This is a genomic window from Lentzea sp. (assembly GCF_035525475.1).
GTDB lineage: Bacteria > Actinomycetota > Actinomycetes > Mycobacteriales > Pseudonocardiaceae > Lentzea.
In genome coordinates this window covers 49052-65428 of the sequence record NZ_DATLEC010000049.1, presented here as the reverse complement: position 1 = coordinate 65428, position 16377 = coordinate 49052, and the positions used below count along the sequence as shown (strand labels likewise).

The following is a 16377-nucleotide window of genomic DNA, read 5'->3' as shown; positions in this document are numbered from 1 at the left end:
ACGGACGTGACGTTCACGCTGTCGAAGGACGACGGTCCGCGCGCCGTCGCCGCGCTGGAGAAGGCGCGCGACGAGATCGGCTTCGACCAGGTCCTCTACGACGACCACGTGGGCAAGGTGTCGCTGATCGGCGCGGGGATGCGCTCGCACCCCGGCGTGACGGCGACGTTCTGCGAGGCGCTCGCCACGGCGGGCGTCAACATCGAGATCATCTCCACCTCGGAGATCCGGATCTCGGTCATCTGCCGCGACACGCAGCTCGACGACGCCGTCCGTGCCCTGCACGACGCGTTCGAGCTCGGTGGCGACGAAGAGGCCGTCGTCTACGCAGGGACCGGCCGATGACCGCCCCCGTTCTCGCGCTGGTCGGCGCGACCGGTGCCGTGGGCACCGTGATGATCGACATCATCAACACCCGTTCGTCCGTGCCGTGGGGCGAGATCAGGCTGATCGCGTCCCCGCGCTCGGCGGGCAAGAAGATCAACGTGCGCGGCCAGGACGTCACGGTCATCGCGCTCTCCGCCGAGGCTTTCGACGGCGTCGACATCGCGATGTTCGACGTGCCGGACGAGGTCTCCGCCGAGTGGGCGCCGATCGCCGCCGAGCGCGGTGCCGTCGCGATCGACAACTCCGGCGCGTTCCGGATGGACGCCGACGTGCCGCTGGTCGTGCCGGAGGTGAACGCGGACAAGATCAACGATCGTCCGCGCGGCATCATCGCGAACCCGAACTGCACGACGCTGTCGATGATGGCGTCGCTCGGTGCCCTGCACCGCGAGTTCGAGCTCAAGGAACTGGTCGTCGCGTCCTACCAGGCCGCGTCCGGCGCCGGTCAGGCCGGCATCGACCGCCTCTACGCCGAGATCAGCGCACTGGCCGGCAAGGAGGCGGGTGTCGCTGCGGGCGACGTCGCCGAGGCGCTGTCGGCGGCCGGTCTGTCCGCGGAGGACTCGCCGTTCCCGGCGCCGCTGGTGCTGAACGTGGTGCCGTGGGCCGGATCGCTGAAGGACGACGGCTGGTCGTCGGAGGAGTTGAAGGTCCGCAACGAGGCCCGCAAGATCCTCGGCATCCCGGACCTGAAGGTCTCCGCGACGTGCGTGCGCGTCCCGGTCGTCACCACGCACTCGCTGTCCGTCCACGCGACGTTCGCCCGCGAGGTCACGGTCGAGGCCGCGCACAAGATCTTCGAGGCGCAGCCGACGATCGTGCTGGTCGACGACCCGGCCGCGAAGCGCTTCCCGACGCCCGCCGGCGTGGTGGGCGAGGACCCGACGTACGTGGGCCGCGTGCGCCAGGCGCTGGACTTCCCGAACACGCTGGACTTCTTCGTGTGCGGTGACAACCTGCGCAAGGGTGCGGCGCTGAACACCTACGAGGTCGCGGAGGAGCTCGCGAAGCGCCTCTGACCGTCCTGGTGAGAGAAGGCCCCTGTCGTGAACGGCGGGGGCTTTCCTTCTCCTAGGCTGGGGCGCATGGCGGAGAGCGACGATCAGTACGACGCGCTGGGCGCGATCTACGAACGTGCCAAGCACATCCCGACCGGACTGGCCGAGCGTGCCACGCTGCTGTCCGCGGCCGGCGACCTGCGCGGGAAGTCGGTGCTGGACGTGGCCTGCGGCACCGGGTTCTACGCCCGGCTGTTCCACGACCTCGGCGCGGTGAAGGTGGTCGGCGTCGACTCGGCGGGTGAGATGGTCGGCTACGCCCGGCACGTCGAGGAACGCGAAGCGCGCGGCATCACCTTCGAGCAGCACGACGCGACGGCGTTGCCCGTGCTCGGCGAGTTCGACGTCGTGACGGCCGTGTGGCTGCTCGGGTACGCGGACGACGTGCCCGCGCTCGACACCATGATCGGCAACCTGAAGGCCAACCTCGCTCCCGGCGGCCGGCTCGTCGCGCTGGTGCCGAACCCCGACGCCGACTGGGACCTGCTCGCCCAGTACGGCCGCTACGGCTACGAGATCACCCGCACCGGCCCGATGAACGTGAAGCAGCCGGTCACCGTGCACGTGCTGGGCGACCCGCCGTTCGACTTCGACTCCTTCTACTGGGAGCGCGGCGTGTTCGTCGACGCGCTGACCAGGGCCGGTCTCGCCGAGGTGGCGCACCACCCGTCCGTGACGCCGGACGACGAGCGCGGCGAGGAGTTCTGGGGCCCGCTGCGGAAGTCCCCGAGCTTCGCCGTCCTCACCGCCGTGCGGGGCGAGTCGTGATCGTTCTCGCGGTGGACCTCGGCACGACGGCGACCAAGGTCGTCGCGGTGGACGCGCAGGCCCGTGTCGTCGCCTCGACCGAACGCGGCTATCCCATGCGCACCAGCGGTCTCGAAGCCACGCACGACCCGAAGCAGGTGCTCGACGCCGCGTTCGACGCGATCCGCGAGCTGGCCTCCGAGGACGTGCGGGCGATCGCGCTGACCGGTGCCATGCACTCGATCATGGGCCTGGACGCGGCGCTGACCCCGGTGACGGACGTGCTGAGCTGGGCCGACAACCGCGCGATCGAGCAGACGGACCGGCTGCGGGGCACCGAGGAGGGCCGCGCGCTGCACCAGGCGACGGGCGCCCCGATCCACTCCTTCACGCCGCTGATGAAGCTCGCGTGGTTCCACGAGAACGGCATCCGCGCCGCGATGTGGTGCGAGATCAAGGACTTCGTCCACCTCCACCTCACCGGCGTGCTGATCAACGAGCACTCGTGCGGCTCCGGCACGGGCCTGATGAACATCAACACGCTGCAGTGGCACGAGCCGTCGCTGGAGTTCGCCGGGGTCACGGCGGACCAACTGCCACCGCTCGTCGAGCCCACGCACGCCACGCCGCTGACGGCCGTGATCCCGGGCCTGCGTCCGGGCATCCCGGTGATCGTCGGCGGCGGCGACGGCCCGCTCGGCAACCTCGGCGTCGGCGCGGCCACGCCGGGAGCAGGCGCGGTCTCGCTCGGCACGTCGGGCGCGCTCCGGGTGGCGCAGAAGGGCCCCGGCGTCGACGAGGAGGGCCGGACGTTCAGCTACGCCATCGGCGAGGGCCTCTGGGTCCGCGGTGGCGCGATCAGCAACGGCGGCGTGGTCGCGCAGTGGGCAGCGGAGACGTTCGGCGTCCCGGTCGGCGATCTGCTCGACCAGGCGTCCCAGGTCGACTCCGACGGGCTCGTCGCCCTGCCGTACCTGCTGGGCGAGCGCGCGCCGTGGTGGGACCCGACCGCCCACGCGGCGTTGCTCGGCCTGCGCCGTGAACACACCCCGCAGCAGATCACCAAGGCGCTGGTGGAAGGCGTCTGCCAGCAGCTGGCGCTGGTGCTGGAGGCCGTGCCGCACGTGGAGTCGCTGCGGATCACCGGCGGCGCCTTCCGGGCTCCGATCTGGGCGCAGACGCTGGCGAACGCCCTCGGCATGCCGTTGCACCTCACCGAGGACACCGGTGGCTCGGCCGTGGGTGCGGCGCTGCTGGCGTGGCGCGCGCTGGACGAGATCCCGAGCCTGACCGTCGACCTCGTGCGGCCCAGCCGGACGATCACGCCGGACGAGGGCCTGGTCGAGAGGTACGCGAAGGCGCGTCCGTTCGTCGCGAAGGCCTACCGGGCGCTGGAAGACCTGTACGCCGAATCACATCGTTAGCAAGTAAAACCTTTTGCCGGGCGGGCGAGGATGAGCTCGTGGACCTCGCCCCCTTCAAGCACGTCCTGATGCTGCCCCGAGTACGTCCGCTGGCGTTGCTGATGTTCTTCGCGAGGATGCCCCCGGCGGCGACGGGCGTGATCCTGACGCTGCACGTCGCCGTCACGCTCGACCGGGGCTACGGCGCGGCGGGACTGGTCGGGGCGGCGGGCACGATCGGCATGGGGCTGGGCGCCCCGCTGATGGGCAGGCTCATCGACGAACGCGGCCTGCGGCCGGTGCTGGCCGTGAGCGTCACGGCGTCGACGGCGTTCTGGCTGACCGCGCCGCTGATGGGCTACTGGACGTTGCTGGTGACGTCGTTCCTGGTCGGGCTGCTGGGCGTGCCGATGATGCTGATCGGCCGCCAGGCGATCACCGCGCTCGTGCCGGAGAGCCGGCGCCGGGTCGCGCTGTCGGTCGACTCGATCTCGGTCGAGCTGTCGTTCATGGCGGGGCCCGCGTTCGGCGTGTTCGTCGCGACGAAGTTCTCCACCAACGCCGCGTTGCTGTTCATCGGTGGCGCGATCCTGATCGCGGGCGTGCTGCTGTACTGGTCGAACCCGCCGATGGTCCACGAGGACGAGATCCTCGACGGGCCGAAGCCGCGGATCATCGAGTGGATGCGCGGACGAATGGTCGGCGTGCTGGTCGTGTGCGCCGGTGCGACCGTCTGCCTCTGCGGCATGGAGGTCTCGGCGATCGCGTCGCTGGAGCACATCGGCAAGCAGAGCTGGCTGGGCGTGGTGTTCTTCGCGATGTGCGCGGCGTCGATCGCGGGCGGCCTGGTCTACGGCGGTGTGCAGCGAGCGCCCAGCGTGCTCGTCCTGCTGGCGCTCATGGCGTTGCTGGAGATCCCGGTCGGTCTGGGTGACGGCAACGTGCTGCTGCTGTGCCTGCTCCTCGTCCCGATGAACCTCATGTGCGCGCCGTTGATCGCGGCGTCCGGCGAACACATCTCCAGGCTCGCGCCGCCCACCGCCCGTGGCCTCGCGCTCGGCCTGCAGGGATCCGCGTTCACCGTCGGCAACGCGATCGGCCAGCCGCTCGCCGGTGTGGCGGTCGACCGCGGTGGCGCTCCTGCCGGGTTCGCGATCGCCGGCGCGGCCGGGCTGGTGGTGGCGGGGATCGCCTGGGCCCTGACGCGCAAACCGGTTGCCAGCCGGGTGACGATGGCACCGTGAACCTCGCCCCGTTCCGAAGCGTCCTGGCGCTGCCGGGGGTCCGTCCCCTGATGCTGCTGATGCTCTTCGCCAGGATCCCTCCGACAGCGGCGGGCGTCACGGTGACGCTGCACGTCGTCACCACGCTCGACAAGGGCTACGCGGCGGCCGGCACGGTGGGCTTCGCGACCATGATCGGGCTCGGCCTCGGGTCGCCGTTGATGGGCAAGCTGGTCGACAGCAAGGGCCTGCGGGTCGTGCTGGCGCTCAGCGTGCTCGAAGGCGTCTTCTGGGTGACCGCGCCGCTGATGGACTACTACGTGCTGCTCGTCCTCGCGTTCGCCAACGGGCTGGTGGCGGTGCCGATGATGTCGATCGGCCGGCAGGCGTTGACCGCGCTCATCCCCGAACCGCAGCGCAGGCCCGCGTTCTCGCTGGACTCGATCTCCGTCGAGCTGTCGTTCATGGTCGGGCCCGCGGCGGGCGTGCTGATCGCGACGAAGTTCTCGACCGGCACGGCGCTGGTCACGATCGGCGTCGCGATCCTGGTCGCGAGCGCGGTGCTGTTCGTCGTGAACCCGGTGCTGGTGCACGAGGACGAGGACGTCTCCGGGCCGCAGCCGCGCCTGCGGGAGTGGCTGCGCGGGCCGGTGCTCGCGGCGTTGATCATCCCGTTCGGGGCGACGATGACGTTGTCCGGCATGGAGATCGCCTCGATCGCCTCGCTGGAGCAGGCGGGCAAGCAGAGCTGGCTCGGTGTGGTCTTCGTCGTGATGTGCGCCGCGTCGGCCATCGGCGGTCTCGTCTACGGCAGCCTCAGACGGGTGCCCGGTGGCGTGGTCCTGCTGGCCTGCATGGCGTTGCTGGAGATCCCGGTCGGCCTCGGAGACGGCAGCGTGGCGTTGCTGGCGATCGCGCTCGTCCCGATGAACCTCCTGTGCGCGCCCACCATCGCCGCCTCGACCGAGCTGATCAGCAGGCACGCGCCCGCGTCGGCGCGCGGGCTGGCGCTCGGGCTGCAGGGGTCGGCGTTCACGTTCGGCGTCGCGGCGGGCCAGCCGCTCGCGGGGGTCGCCGTGGACCACAGCGGACCCCCGCTCGGCTTCGTCGTCGCCGGACTGGCCGGACTGCTCGTCGCCGGGCTCGGCTGGGTGTTCAGCCGGCAGCGTCAGGCGGTCTCGGCCACGTCCTGAGCGGAGTTGGCCAGCGCGAGGCCGGTCCGCAGCGCGCCGACGGCCTCGGACACGGCCTCGCGGAAGATCCCGCCGATGCCGAGCACGTTCGCGAAGCCGTGGAACAGGCCCTCGTGCCGGCGCAGCACGACCGGCACGCCCTCGGCGGCCAGGCGTTCGGCGAAGGCCTCGCCCTCGTCGCGCAACGGGTCGTAGCCCGCGGTCGCGATGTAGGTCGGCGGCAGCTTCGACAGGTCCTCGGCCAGCATGATCGACAGCCGCGGGTCGTGGCGGTCGTCGCTCCCGGCGGCGTACTGGTCGAGGAACCAGTCCATCTTCTCGTCGGTGAGGAAGAACCCGTTGCCGAAGATCTCGCGCGACCGGCGGCGCACCGACGCGTCCACGCCGGGGTAGAAGAGCAGCAGGAACGCGATGTCGATCTTGGCGCCGTGCGCGGTCACCGCGGCCAGGTTGCCGCCCGCGCTGTCCCCGCCGAGCGCGATCCGCTTCGGGTCGATGCCGAGGTCCTCCGCCTTCGCGACGGCGTAGTCCAGCACCTCGGCGGCGTCGTCGGCCGCTGCGGGGAACGGCGCCTCCGGTGCGAGCCGGTAGTCGGCCGCGAGCACGCGGACACCGGCCTCCCGCGCGAGGAACCGGCACAGGTTGTCGTGGCTGTCGAGGCTCCCGGTGACCCAGCCGCCACCGTGGTAGAAGATCAGCAACGCCGAGCCGGGCGCGAGGCCGTCCGGCGTGTAGAGACGACCGGCGAACTCCCCGATCGTGAGCTCGCGCGTCCCCACTCCGGTGATCTTCGGTCCCGAGACGAGCTTCGAACTCAACTCCAGGTCGAGGCGGCTCTCGGATGCTGACTTCGTGCGCCAGTCCGTCCCGGACAACTGCTGGAGCCTGAGCAGCAACTGCGCCTCCGGGTGCAGGTCCTGGCCGTCCAGGCGGATCGGGGCACCGGCGATGAGGCGGCGCACAGGGCCGGGAAGACCGAACGCGAAGCGCAGAGCACCGGCCAGCACGGCCGCCTGGAAGTTCGACATGTGGTGCAGGTTACTCGCGAGTAGTGCTAGATCTCCAGGTAGCTGGAGGTGGAAGGATCGTGGCCATGACGGTGACGGTGGTGGGCATCGGGGGCTCGATCAGGTCCGACTCGCAGTCCGAACGGGCGCTGCGCGTGGCCCTGGAGGGCGCTCGCGAGCTCGGTGCGCGGACGATCCAGTACAGCGGGCCCGAGCTGGTGCTGCCGTTCTACGACCCGTCGGTGCCGGACCGCACGGACGTCGCCATGAGGATGGTCGAGGACCTGCGCAGGGCCGACGGCGTGATCGTCGTGTCGCCCGGCTACCACGGCACCGTGTCGGGCCTGGTGAAGAACGCCCTCGACTACATCGAGGACCTCCGTGACGACGACCGCCCGTACCTCGACGGACGCGCGATCGGCACCATCACCGCCGCCTACGGCTGGCAGGCCGCGGTGAACACGCTCGCGGCCGTCCGCTCGATCGTGCACGCGCTGCGCGGCTGGCCGACGCCGCTCGGTGCCGCGATCAACTCCGCGCAGGTCAAGTTCGACGGCGACGGCGCCTGCTCGGACGCCGACGTCGACCGCAACCTGCGGGTGATCGGACGCCAGGTCGTCGAGTTCGCGCTGAGCCAGGCCTCCCGCCGCGAAGTGAGCTGAGTCACCCTCGGGCATTTAAATCGTGCACGATGCGTTCTTCTGGATGACAGGCTTGATGGCCGATTCGAAGGAGAGCGGAATGGAAGCGCTGTACACGGCTGAGGCGACTGCTTACGGCGAAGGCCGCAACGGCGAGGTGCGCTCGTCCGACGGTGTGATCGACGAGGTGCTGTCGGTCCCGAAGGAGATGGGTGGCCCCGGCGGGGACGCGACCAACCCCGAGCAGCTCTTCGCAGCCGGGTACTCGGCCTGCTTCAACTCCGCCATCGCAGCCGTCGCGCGCGCCGGCAAGGTTCAAGTCGCGAGTTCCGAGGTAACCGCCAAGGTGGGGATCGGATCCAACGGGGCAGGCGGCTTCCAACTCGCCGTCGAGCTCGCGGTGAAGATCCCCGGACTCGACCAGGCGGTCGCGGAGAAGCTCGTGGAGCAGGCCCACCAGGTCTGCCCGTACTCCAACGCGACGCGCGGCAACATCGAGGTGGCGCTCACCGTCACCGTTTAGGAAGGCGCGTTTCACCATGGCCAAGAACCCGATCACCAGCCCTCTCGCTGACGCCGACCGCGATGCCGTCGGCGCCATCCTGCAGGCGACGCTGGTCGACCTGGTCGACCTGTCCCTGATCGGGAAGCAGGCGCACTGGAACGTGATCGGCAAGAACTTCCGCAGCGTCCACCTGCAGCTCGACGAACTGGTCGTCCTGGCGCGCAACGCCGCCGACCAGGTCGCGGAGCGCGCGGCCGCGATCGGTGTCACGCCGAACGGCACGGCGAAGACCATCGCCGCGTCGTCCGGCGTGCCGGAGATCGAGACCGGCTGGCTGAAGGAGGACCAGGTCGTCACGTCGATCACGACGTCACTGGGGTCGCTGATCTCCCGCATGCGCTCGCGCATCGACGAGACCGACAAGCCGGACGTCGTGACGCAGGACCTGCTCATCGGCATCACGCAGGAGCTGGAGCAGGCGCACTGGATGTGGCAGGCCCAGTCCGCCTGACCTCCCCGGAATGACGGAAGCCCGCTCCCTCGTGGAGCGGGCTTCGTCGTGTCCGGGGGACTACTTCTTCGTCAGGTGCCTGCGTGCGAAGTCGACCTCGGCCGCCGTCTGCACCATCGTCTCGGCGACGACCAGCGAGCCGTGGCCGGCGTCGTAGCGGTACATCTCGTAGGTGTGGCCGCGGGCCGCGAGCGCGTCCAGGTAGTTGTCGATCTGCCGGATCGGGCAACGCGGGTCGTTCTCGCCGGCGAGGATCAGCACCGGAGCGGTGACCTGGTCGACGTAGGTGAGCGGCGAGCACTCCTCGTAGAGCTCGGGAAGCTCCTCCGGCGAGCCGCCGAACAGCGCCCGGTCGAACGCCCGCAGCGGTTCCATCTCGTCCTCGTACGCCGCCAGGTAGTCGGCCACCGGAACGCCCGCGATGCCCACGGCCCAGCGTTCCGGCTGCGTGCCGATGCCGAGCAGGGTCAGGTAGCCGCCCCACGACGCGCCGTTCAGGACCGACCTGGCGGGGTCGGTGAGCCCGGACTCGACCGCCCAGTCGTGCACGGCGGCGATGTCCTCGAGCTCGGTGAGACCCGGCCTGCCCTCGATGGCGTCACGCCACTTCGAGCCGTAGCCGCTCGACCCGCGGTAGTTCACGTGCACCGTGGCGAACCCGGCGTCCAGCCACACCGCGCGGTAGGCGGAGAAGCGGTCCTCGTCGGAGGAGTGCGGACCGCCGTGGATCAGGAAGACCGTCGGGAACGGGCCCTCGCCGTCCGGCTTCGACACCAGCGCGTGCACGTCGCCGACGAACACGTCCTCTAGCTCGCGCGAGGTCGCGGGCTTCGCGCCCTGCGGCTCGACCAGCACGCGCTCGGTGCCGTCGGCGGCCAGCGCGCGGATCACCGTGGACTTCTCGGCCGACGACCACGAGTACTCGACGGTGCCGTCCGGCCGCACGCCCGCCGAGCCGATCACGCCGGGAGCGGTGTCCAGGGTGGACAGCTCACCGCTCGCGAGGTCGTAGCGGTGCACGGTGTTGCGGCCGTGGTGGGTGTGCACGATCAGCAACGCCGACGCGTCCGGGTACCAGTCGGCGGCGACCTCACCCGGCAGGTCGAGGACGATCTCGCTCTCGGTGTCGGCGGCGACGTCCCAGATCAGCAGCTCCTCGCGGCCACGGCGCTCGTGCAGCACCAGCAGCCGCTGGTCACCGCGCACCGGGCTGAACGAGATGGCGTCGAGCCCCTTGCCCTTGCCGTCCCACTTCTCGGCCCTGGTCTCGCCGGTGCCGGCGTCGAGCACGCGCAGCGCCATGTGCCGGTTGTCGCCGTGCTCGGAGTGCGCGATCACGACCAGCGACTCGTCCTTCGACATCCCGGACACGCCGGCGTCGTTGACGTGCTGGTAGATCACCTCGGACTTCCCGTTGCGCGACAACCAGACCGTGGTGCCGTCGTCGGTGGACGCGGCCACGGCCGTGACGGTGGGCCCGATCTCCAGGCCCGCCGGATAACCGGGCGTCACGTCGGGAAGCGCGGGCTCGGCATTGCTGCCGTCGGCGGTGAACGGCTCGCGCACCCAGACGCCGAACTCGTCGCCGTCGTGGTCGTCGAACCACCAGATCTCGGTGCCGTCGGGGTTCAACGTGCCGTGCGACGTGCCGTTCGGACGGTCGGTGACCCGGCGGTGCTCGTCGGTCGCCCGGTCCCAGGCGTAGATCTCCCAGACCCCGCTCGCGTTGGAGACGTACAACGTGCGGTCCGGTGCGTCGTCGGCCCAGCCGGGCAGGCTCATCCGCGGTGCGGTGAACCGCTCGCGCCACCGGGTCTCGGCGGCCGGATCGTCGAAGAGCTGGTCCGGAACGGTGGGAGAAGGGTGCGTCGTCACCCTTCAACACTAGAGTCCGAAGTCTGACTGGGGGGATCCAAGAGATGACACAAGCATCACCACGCCAGGAGACGCCGGCCTTCGAGCTGGCCCAGGTCAACATCTCGCGGTTGCTGGCCCCGCTCGACAGCCCGGAGCTGAAGGACTTCGTCGACGCACTCGACCCGGTGAACGCCCTCGCGGACACCGCGCCCGGCTTCCGCTGGCGCCTGCAGAGCGAGGAGGGCAACGCGACAGCGCTGCGGGTCTTCGACGACGACTGGCTGATCGTGAACATGTCAGTCTGGGAGGCGCCTGAAGCGTTGCTGGCTTTCGTCTACGACGACGCCCATCGCGCCGTGCTGCGCGACCGCCGCAAGTGGTTCCACCACCCGTCCGAAGCGATGACCGCGCTGTGGTGGGTTCCGTCCGGCCACCGGCCGTCCGTGCAGGAGGCGGAGGAGCGCCTTACGCACCTGCGCGCGCACGGACCTTCATCTCACGTGTTCACGTTGAAACAGACCTACGCAGCTGTGTAGATCATTGATTGAATTGTTCTTTCCCGCCGTGGAATAACTAGGTGAAAAGCGTTCCGCGAGTTAACGTGGATAGATGTCGGAAACGATGGATCGCCTTGCCGGGGTCGCCACTGTGGAGGAAGTGCAACGGATCGTCCGCGCGACGGCCCGTTCCTCACTGGCCGCCCACGGTGCGACGTTGGTGCTGCTCGACGGCGATCTCTGCTACTACGCCGACGAGGACTCGATGAGCCCGCTGTGGAAGGGCCAACGCTTCCCCGCGGTGAACTGCATCAGCGGCTGGGCGATGCTGAACCGCCGGACCGTGGCGATCAGGGACATCCGCCTCGATTCGAGGATTCCCCAGGAAGCATATCGACCGACATTCGTGCGAAGCCTGGTGATGGCCCCGATCCTGCGCCCGGAAGCGATCGGCGCGATCGGCTGCTACTGGGCGGTCCCGCACAGCGCGACCCCGGCCGAGACCGAGACGCTGGAGTCGCTGGCCCAGGAGGCCGGCGAGGCGCTGGACCGCTTCCCGGAAGGCCTGCCCGCACGGGGCTTCGTCGGCTGACGTGCCAGAGCGCCTGGCTACGGCCGGTGCAGCTCTTCCTCGAAGATCTGGTCGACCTTGTTCGACGCGCGGGACAGCACCCGGACCGCGAGCACGACGACGGCGAACACGGCCGCGACGGCGACGGCCACCCAGACCGAGGTGAGCAGGTAGACGATCGCGAGCACCTGCAAGACCACCACGGTCTTGGCCGCGACGACTATCCATGACCTGTGAGCAGGACTAGCGGCGGGGGCGGAGTCCATCACGAGCTTCTCCCAGTTATTCAACGAGTGTCGAACCACTGCCTACGTCGTTTGGATCTAGACAGCCGTTACGCAACGTGAGTTGAAGCTTCAACCTTCACCCGTAAGGGTTAACGCTACGTAGTTGTATCGAATTGTTTGGCGTAGAACAATGCCCTACGTCCTGCAATCACGGTGGAGTCTTCGGCCGCTCGTGTCGAGACGTGTCACACGATCGGGTGGTATATCGGGAACGTTGATACCTTTCCGCGCGGCACTCAGGGACCTTCGACTCTGTGGCGCGAGTAGTCCGCTGGGTGAGTCACCGGCAACAAAGGTGGAGACAATTCACATATGAATGGAATTTGTTTCATCTTTGAGTGACGGATGTGATCTGCATCGCTCGGCTGGGTATGGCCAGCACCAGCGCGGATCGGCTGGTTCGCCCCATCGTCCAGCGGCCGGCGCATTCCTAGGGTTCTCGTCATGGTCAAACACTCGATTCACCTGCATCGCAAGGCGATCGCCGTAGTTTCCGCGGTTCTGGCCGCAGTCTCGCTCACAGCGGTCTCAGCGCCGGCCGCCACGAGCAGCCCATCGTCCGCGACGCGCAAGGTGACGAACGCCGAGCACGACCTGGTCTTCCACGTCATCGACGGCAAGCTGCCCGCCCTGGTCCTGGACGCGGGCGGCGGCCTGAGCTCGTCCTACTGGAAGGACCTGGCGCCGAGGCTGGCGAAGGCCACCGGGTCGAAGGTCATCACCTACGACCGGGCGGGCGAGGGCAAGAGCGACGAGGTCTCGGGCCCGTGGCGGGTGGAGAACGCGGTCTCGGACCTGGAAGCCGGACTGAGGGCGCTGGGAGTGACGAAGAAGGTCGTACTGGTCTCGCACTCGATCGCCGGCGAGGTCGCCACCACCTTCGTGAACAAGTACCCGGGCTGGGTCTCCGGCGCGGTCCTCGTCGACGCGAACGTGCCCGACTTCTTCACCGACGAGATGCTGACGGCGTTCGAGCCGGTCATCGAACAGCAGCGAGCGGCCCTGCTCGCGCAACCGTCGACCAAGAACAACCGCCAACTGCTCGCCGTCATGGTCGACTACGCCGCCACCCACCGCGCCTTCCACCGGCTGTCCTGGCCGCTCGACGTGCCGGTGACCGCGATCGTCACGTCCGAGACGCCCTTTGCCGACTCACCTGAGGCGGCACAGCTGTGGCGGGATGCTCAGGCGCGTTTCGCGCAGGCCGGTCCGGGCCGGAAGCACGTGGTGGCCGAGAACACCACGCACGAAGGAATCGCGACCGAGCGCCCGGACGTCATCGCCGGGGCGGTCGAGGACGTGCTGAAGACCATCCGTCAGTCGAAGAATCATCCGGCTGAATAGCCTGTTCCGGAGAAAAGGAAAGAGCCGGTCTCGCACGTGGCGAAACCGGCTCTTTCGTTCTTAATCGGGGTGACAGGATTTGAACCTGCGACCTCTTCGTCCCGAACGAAGCGCGCTACCAAGCTGCGCCACACCCCGGCTGGGAACGAGTAGAACTCTACATCATGTCCGCCCCAGCTCCGAATCGGACCCCCTCGTTCCGCCCCTGACCAGGCATGACAGGCCGTGGAACCAGAGTCAGCAGGGAAGCCTCCGGAGGGCAGCAGAACCGCACCGGCGCGTACGGAGAAGTGCCCATGCCCGCGGATACGTTCATCCACATGTGCGAGCCCCACCGCGATACGCCGCGTGCGCGCGAGCGGTCCAGTTCGCAGTTCGTCACGATGGCGCCGTAGAACGGCACGCGCAGCTGGCCGCCGTGGGTGTGGCCGGCCATCACGAAGTCGTAGCCGTCGGCGGCGAACGGGTCCAGCACGCGCGGTTCCGGGGAGTGCGTGACGCCCAGGCGCAGCGCTGCCGACGGGTCCGGGGTGCCGGCGATGTCGGCGTAGCGGTCGCGCTTCAGGTGCGGGTCGTCCAGGCCCGCGCAGAAGATGTCCTGACCGTTCACCTTGATGGTCTTCCGCAGGTGCGTCAGGTCTTCCCAGCCGCGCTCGATCATGCCCGCGCGGAGGTCTCGCCACGGCAGCGTCACGCCGTGGATGCGCTTGGTCTTGGACGACGGCAGCAGGTAGCGCACCGGGTTCTTGAGCCTCGGGGCGTAGTAGTCGTTGCTGCCGAACACGAACACGCCCGGCTTGTCGAGCAACGGGCCGAGCGCGCGCAGTACGCCCGGTACGGCGTCCTTGTGGGCGAGGTTGTCGCCCGTGTTGACGACGAAGTCGGGGTTCAGGTCGGCGAGGGAGGCCACCCAGCGCTGCTTCGACACCTGGTTGGGCGTCATGTGCAGGTCCGAGATGTGCAGCACGCGGATCGGCTTGGTGCCGGGGGACAGCACCGGCACCGTCGCTGTGCGCAGGGTCCAGTGCCTTCTCTCGATTCCCGCCGCGTACGCGATGGTCGCGGCACCGACTGCGGTCGTGGCGAGGAGGGCTCGGCCGAGCTTGTTCACGCGTCAAGGGTACGGAAGGGGGTTAACTCGATCGGCGCGGCATCCGGCGGGAGGTACCGTTCTGCGCCATGGCGGAGTTGAAGACGCGACTGCAGAACGACCTGACTGCGGCGATGAAGGCCCGGGAGACGGTCACGGCGGGTGCGCTGCGGATGGCGCTCACCGCTGTCACGAACGAGGAGGTCTCGGGCAAGCAGGCCCGCGAGCTCTCCGACGACGAGGTCGTGAAGGTCCTCTCGCGCGAGGCGAAGAAGCGCAAGGAGGCCGCCGAGGCGTTCGACGGCGCAGGCAGGGCCGAGAAGGCCGAGCTGGAGCGCCAGGAGCTCGCCGTGCTGGAGACCTACCTGCCGGCGCAGCTCGGTGACGCCGAACTCGCGTCCATTGTGGACAAGGCGGTCGAGGCCGTCGCCGCGCAGCTCGGTGAGACGCCGGGGCCCAAGCAGATGGGCCAGGTCATGAAGGCCGTCAACGCCGAGGTCGCCGGACGCGCCGAGGGCGGCCGTGTCGCGGCCGCCGTGAAGTCGAAGCTGACCAAGTAGGACGACGTGGCCGCAGCGGCTCGGAAACCGCTGCGGCACAACCGTTTCAGAACGCCTTGTCGACCGCGTCGGCGAACTCGCCCATCGACCCGAACTCCAGGTCGTAGCGGAACTCGCCGGACGGTTGCGGCGTCGCGCCCCAGCCCGGCCGGTCGTGCCTGCGGTTGATCCACACCGACGGCAGTCCCTCGCGCTTGGCCGGAACGTGGTCGTGGAACAGGCTTTGCGCCACGTGCAGCAGTCCCGACCGCTCCACGCCCAGCTCGCCGAGCTTCGCGTCGAGCGCGCGGAAGTGGTTCTCCGCCGGCTTGTACGCGCCGACGTCCTCCGCGGTGATGATCGCGGCGAAGTCCCCGCGCAGCCGGCGGTTGCTGCCCGCGAACCCCGCGCGGTGCACATTGGACAGAATGATCAGCTTGTAGTGGGCGGCCAGGCGCGCCAGCGCGTCGGCGGAGTCGGGGAACGCGGGCCAGTCCGGCACCGACGCGCCGAGTCGCCCGGCCCACTCGTCGCTCACCGGTCGTCCGAGCGCCTCCCCGGTCCGCCGGAACGCCTCCGCCAGCACGTCCGGGTACAGCGCGGTCGGCGTCGAGGACTGGACGGCCGCCTCCTGGTTCCCGTAGGCGAGCAGCAGCTCCTCGTCCGCGACCGGCAGCCCCTGTTCGCGTGCCCACGGTGAGAGCACCGCGGCGATACCGGTCTCCCAGTCGATGAGCGTGCCGTAGCAGTCGAAGCTGAGCGCCTGGAACTTCGTCAGGTCCATGCGGTGAACTGTAGTACAGTTCAACTGTAGGGCAACCCGTTAAGCTGGAGCGCATGTCCGCCCTCGAAGGCCTCGAAGTGCGCCGCACCACCACGGCCCAGCAGCTGGCCGACGGCCTGGCCGAACGGATCATGGCCGGCGCCTTCGGACCTGGTGACAGGCTCAGGGAAAGCGCGATCGCGGCCGAGCTCGGCGTCGCCCGCAACACCATCCGCGAGGCCGTGCGCATCCTGGAGCTGACCGGTCTCGTGCGCTACGAGGTCAACCGCGGCGCCGTCGTCATCGCCCCCACCCGCGAGAAGGTCGAGGCGCTCTACACCGCCCGCGAACGCCTGGAGACCGCCGCGATCGTCCGCACGCCGCGCCCCGAGCAGCTCGACGCGATCACGGACGCGTTCGCCGAGCTGGAACGAGCCGCGCGAACCGGTGATCCGGCGCAGATCGTCGACCGCGACCTCGCGTTCCATCAGGCCGTAGTCGCTCTGCTCGACAGCTCACGGCTCGACGAGTTCTTCGCCGCCCTGACCAAGGAGCTGCGCTTCTACCTCACGGTGCTGAGCAAGTCGGAGACGCCGGACGAGGTCGTCGCCGAGCACCGGCTCATCCTCGACGCCCTTCGCCTCGGCGACCGCGACAGGGCGGTCGCCGAGATCCGCAAGCACGTCGACGTGAGCGTCGAGCGCCTCAACGACATGCTTTAGCGGCGTGACCCGGCAACGTTCCGGGCCACCCC

General features: G+C 69.4%; 19 protein-coding genes and 1 tRNA gene. 14 read left to right on the top strand and 6 right to left on the bottom strand.

Annotated elements, in window-relative coordinates:
- From VM306_RS08665 to VM306_RS08640, 6 genes are all read left to right on the top strand, one after another.
- Positions 1 to 345 (top strand): ACT domain-containing protein (locus VM306_RS08665; RefSeq protein WP_325512800.1); only part of this gene is annotated, 345 nt, incomplete at its 5' end.
- Positions 342 to 1406: an aspartate-semialdehyde dehydrogenase gene (locus VM306_RS08660; protein ID WP_325512798.1), complete on the top strand. Its 1065-nt coding sequence runs from the start codon at positions 342 to 344 to the stop codon at positions 1404 to 1406. The genes VM306_RS08665 and VM306_RS08660, both read left to right, overlap by 4 nt.
- Before the next feature lie 66 nt (positions 1407 to 1472).
- Complete coding sequence (locus tag VM306_RS08655) at positions 1473 to 2213, top strand: class I SAM-dependent methyltransferase (RefSeq protein ID WP_325512796.1); 741 nt, start codon at positions 1473 to 1475, stop codon at positions 2211 to 2213.
- Positions 2210 to 3616 (top strand): gluconokinase, encoded by a 1407-nt coding sequence (locus tag VM306_RS08650; RefSeq protein ID WP_325512794.1) that lies wholly within the window; start codon positions 2210 to 2212, stop codon positions 3614 to 3616. The genes VM306_RS08655 and VM306_RS08650 overlap by 4 nt, the downstream gene beginning before the upstream one ends.
- 38 nt (positions 3617 to 3654) lie before the next feature.
- Positions 3655 to 4839: an MFS transporter gene (locus tag VM306_RS08645; protein WP_325512792.1), complete on the top strand. Its 1185-nt coding sequence runs from the start codon at positions 3655 to 3657 to the stop codon at positions 4837 to 4839.
- Positions 4836 to 6011, top strand: a complete 1176-nt coding sequence (locus VM306_RS08640; RefSeq protein WP_325512790.1) for an MFS transporter — start codon at positions 4836 to 4838, stop codon at positions 6009 to 6011. The genes VM306_RS08645 and VM306_RS08640 overlap by 4 nt, the downstream gene beginning before the upstream one ends.
- On the opposite strand, the gene VM306_RS08635 is transcribed toward VM306_RS08640, so the two are convergent.
- Entirely contained in the window at positions 5987 to 7039 is a 1053-nt protein-coding gene (locus tag VM306_RS08635; protein ID WP_325512788.1) for an alpha/beta hydrolase, read from the bottom strand. The genes VM306_RS08640 and VM306_RS08635 overlap by 25 nt on opposite strands.
- A gap of 65 nt (positions 7040 to 7104) precedes the next feature.
- Here VM306_RS08635 and VM306_RS08630 point away from each other — a divergent pair, with 65 nt between their 5' ends.
- The 3 genes from VM306_RS08630 to VM306_RS08620 all read left to right on the top strand — a co-directional run bounded on the left by VM306_RS08630 (position 7105) and on the right by VM306_RS08620 (position 8675).
- Positions 7105 to 7680 (top strand): NAD(P)H-dependent oxidoreductase, encoded by a 576-nt coding sequence (locus VM306_RS08630; RefSeq protein WP_325512786.1) that lies wholly within the window; start codon positions 7105 to 7107, stop codon positions 7678 to 7680.
- Positions 7681 to 7759: 79 nt separating this feature from the next.
- Positions 7760 to 8182, top strand: coding sequence for an organic hydroperoxide resistance protein (locus VM306_RS08625; protein ID WP_325512784.1), 423 nt, complete (start codon positions 7760 to 7762; stop codon positions 8180 to 8182).
- A 16-nt stretch (positions 8183 to 8198) separates the two neighbouring features.
- On the top strand, positions 8199 to 8675 hold the full coding sequence (locus VM306_RS08620) for a DNA starvation/stationary phase protection protein (protein ID WP_325512782.1): 477 nt from the start codon (positions 8199 to 8201) through the stop codon (positions 8673 to 8675).
- A 60-nt stretch (positions 8676 to 8735) separates the two neighbouring features.
- Here VM306_RS08620 and VM306_RS08615 read toward each other — a convergent pair whose 3' ends face one another.
- Positions 8736 to 10550 carry a S9 family peptidase gene (locus tag VM306_RS08615; RefSeq protein ID WP_325512780.1) on the bottom strand — a complete coding sequence of 605 codons (1815 nt, stop codon included), beginning with the start codon at positions 10548 to 10550 and terminating at the stop codon, positions 8736 to 8738.
- A gap of 44 nt (positions 10551 to 10594) precedes the next feature.
- Here VM306_RS08615 and VM306_RS08610 point away from each other — a divergent pair, with 44 nt between their 5' ends.
- Both VM306_RS08610 and VM306_RS08605 read left to right on the top strand, forming a co-directional pair.
- Entirely contained in the window at positions 10595 to 11068 is a 474-nt protein-coding gene (locus VM306_RS08610; RefSeq protein WP_325512778.1) for a DUF3291 domain-containing protein, read from the top strand.
- Between the two features lie 73 nt (positions 11069 to 11141).
- Complete coding sequence (locus VM306_RS08605; RefSeq protein WP_325512776.1) at positions 11142 to 11621, top strand: GAF domain-containing protein; 480 nt, start codon at positions 11142 to 11144, stop codon at positions 11619 to 11621.
- Between the two features lie 17 nt (positions 11622 to 11638).
- Here the strand turns inward: VM306_RS08605 and VM306_RS08600 are convergent, their stop codons facing one another.
- Positions 11639 to 11866, bottom strand: a complete 228-nt coding sequence (locus VM306_RS08600; protein WP_325512774.1) for a hypothetical protein — start codon at positions 11864 to 11866, stop codon at positions 11639 to 11641.
- Between the two features lie 465 nt (positions 11867 to 12331).
- Between VM306_RS08600 and VM306_RS08595 the strand changes: the two genes are divergently transcribed.
- Positions 12332 to 13231 (top strand): alpha/beta hydrolase, encoded by a 900-nt coding sequence (locus VM306_RS08595; RefSeq protein WP_325512772.1) that lies wholly within the window; start codon positions 12332 to 12334, stop codon positions 13229 to 13231.
- Between the two features lie 64 nt (positions 13232 to 13295).
- On the opposite strand, the gene VM306_RS08590 is transcribed toward VM306_RS08595, so the two are convergent.
- Positions 13296 to 13369, bottom strand: a tRNA-Pro gene (locus tag VM306_RS08590).
- A gap of 19 nt (positions 13370 to 13388) precedes the next feature.
- Positions 13389 to 14342, bottom strand: a complete 954-nt coding sequence (locus VM306_RS08585) for a metallophosphoesterase (RefSeq protein ID WP_325512770.1) — start codon at positions 14340 to 14342, stop codon at positions 13389 to 13391.
- A 68-nt stretch (positions 14343 to 14410) separates the two neighbouring features.
- On the opposite strand from VM306_RS08585, the gene VM306_RS08580 reads away from it, so the two are divergent.
- Positions 14411 to 14881 (top strand): GatB/YqeY domain-containing protein, encoded by a 471-nt coding sequence (locus VM306_RS08580; RefSeq protein WP_325512768.1) that lies wholly within the window; start codon positions 14411 to 14413, stop codon positions 14879 to 14881.
- Positions 14882 to 14927: 46 nt separating this feature from the next.
- Here the strand turns inward: VM306_RS08580 and VM306_RS08575 are convergent, their stop codons facing one another.
- Positions 14928 to 15644: an HAD-IA family hydrolase gene (locus tag VM306_RS08575; RefSeq protein WP_325512766.1), complete on the bottom strand. Its 717-nt coding sequence runs from the start codon at positions 15642 to 15644 to the stop codon at positions 14928 to 14930.
- 53 nt (positions 15645 to 15697) lie between these two features.
- Here VM306_RS08575 and VM306_RS08570 point away from each other — a divergent pair, with 53 nt between their 5' ends.
- Positions 15698 to 16345 (top strand): GntR family transcriptional regulator, encoded by a 648-nt coding sequence (locus VM306_RS08570; protein ID WP_325512764.1) that lies wholly within the window; start codon positions 15698 to 15700, stop codon positions 16343 to 16345.
- Positions 16346 to 16377 lie beyond the last annotated feature (32 nt).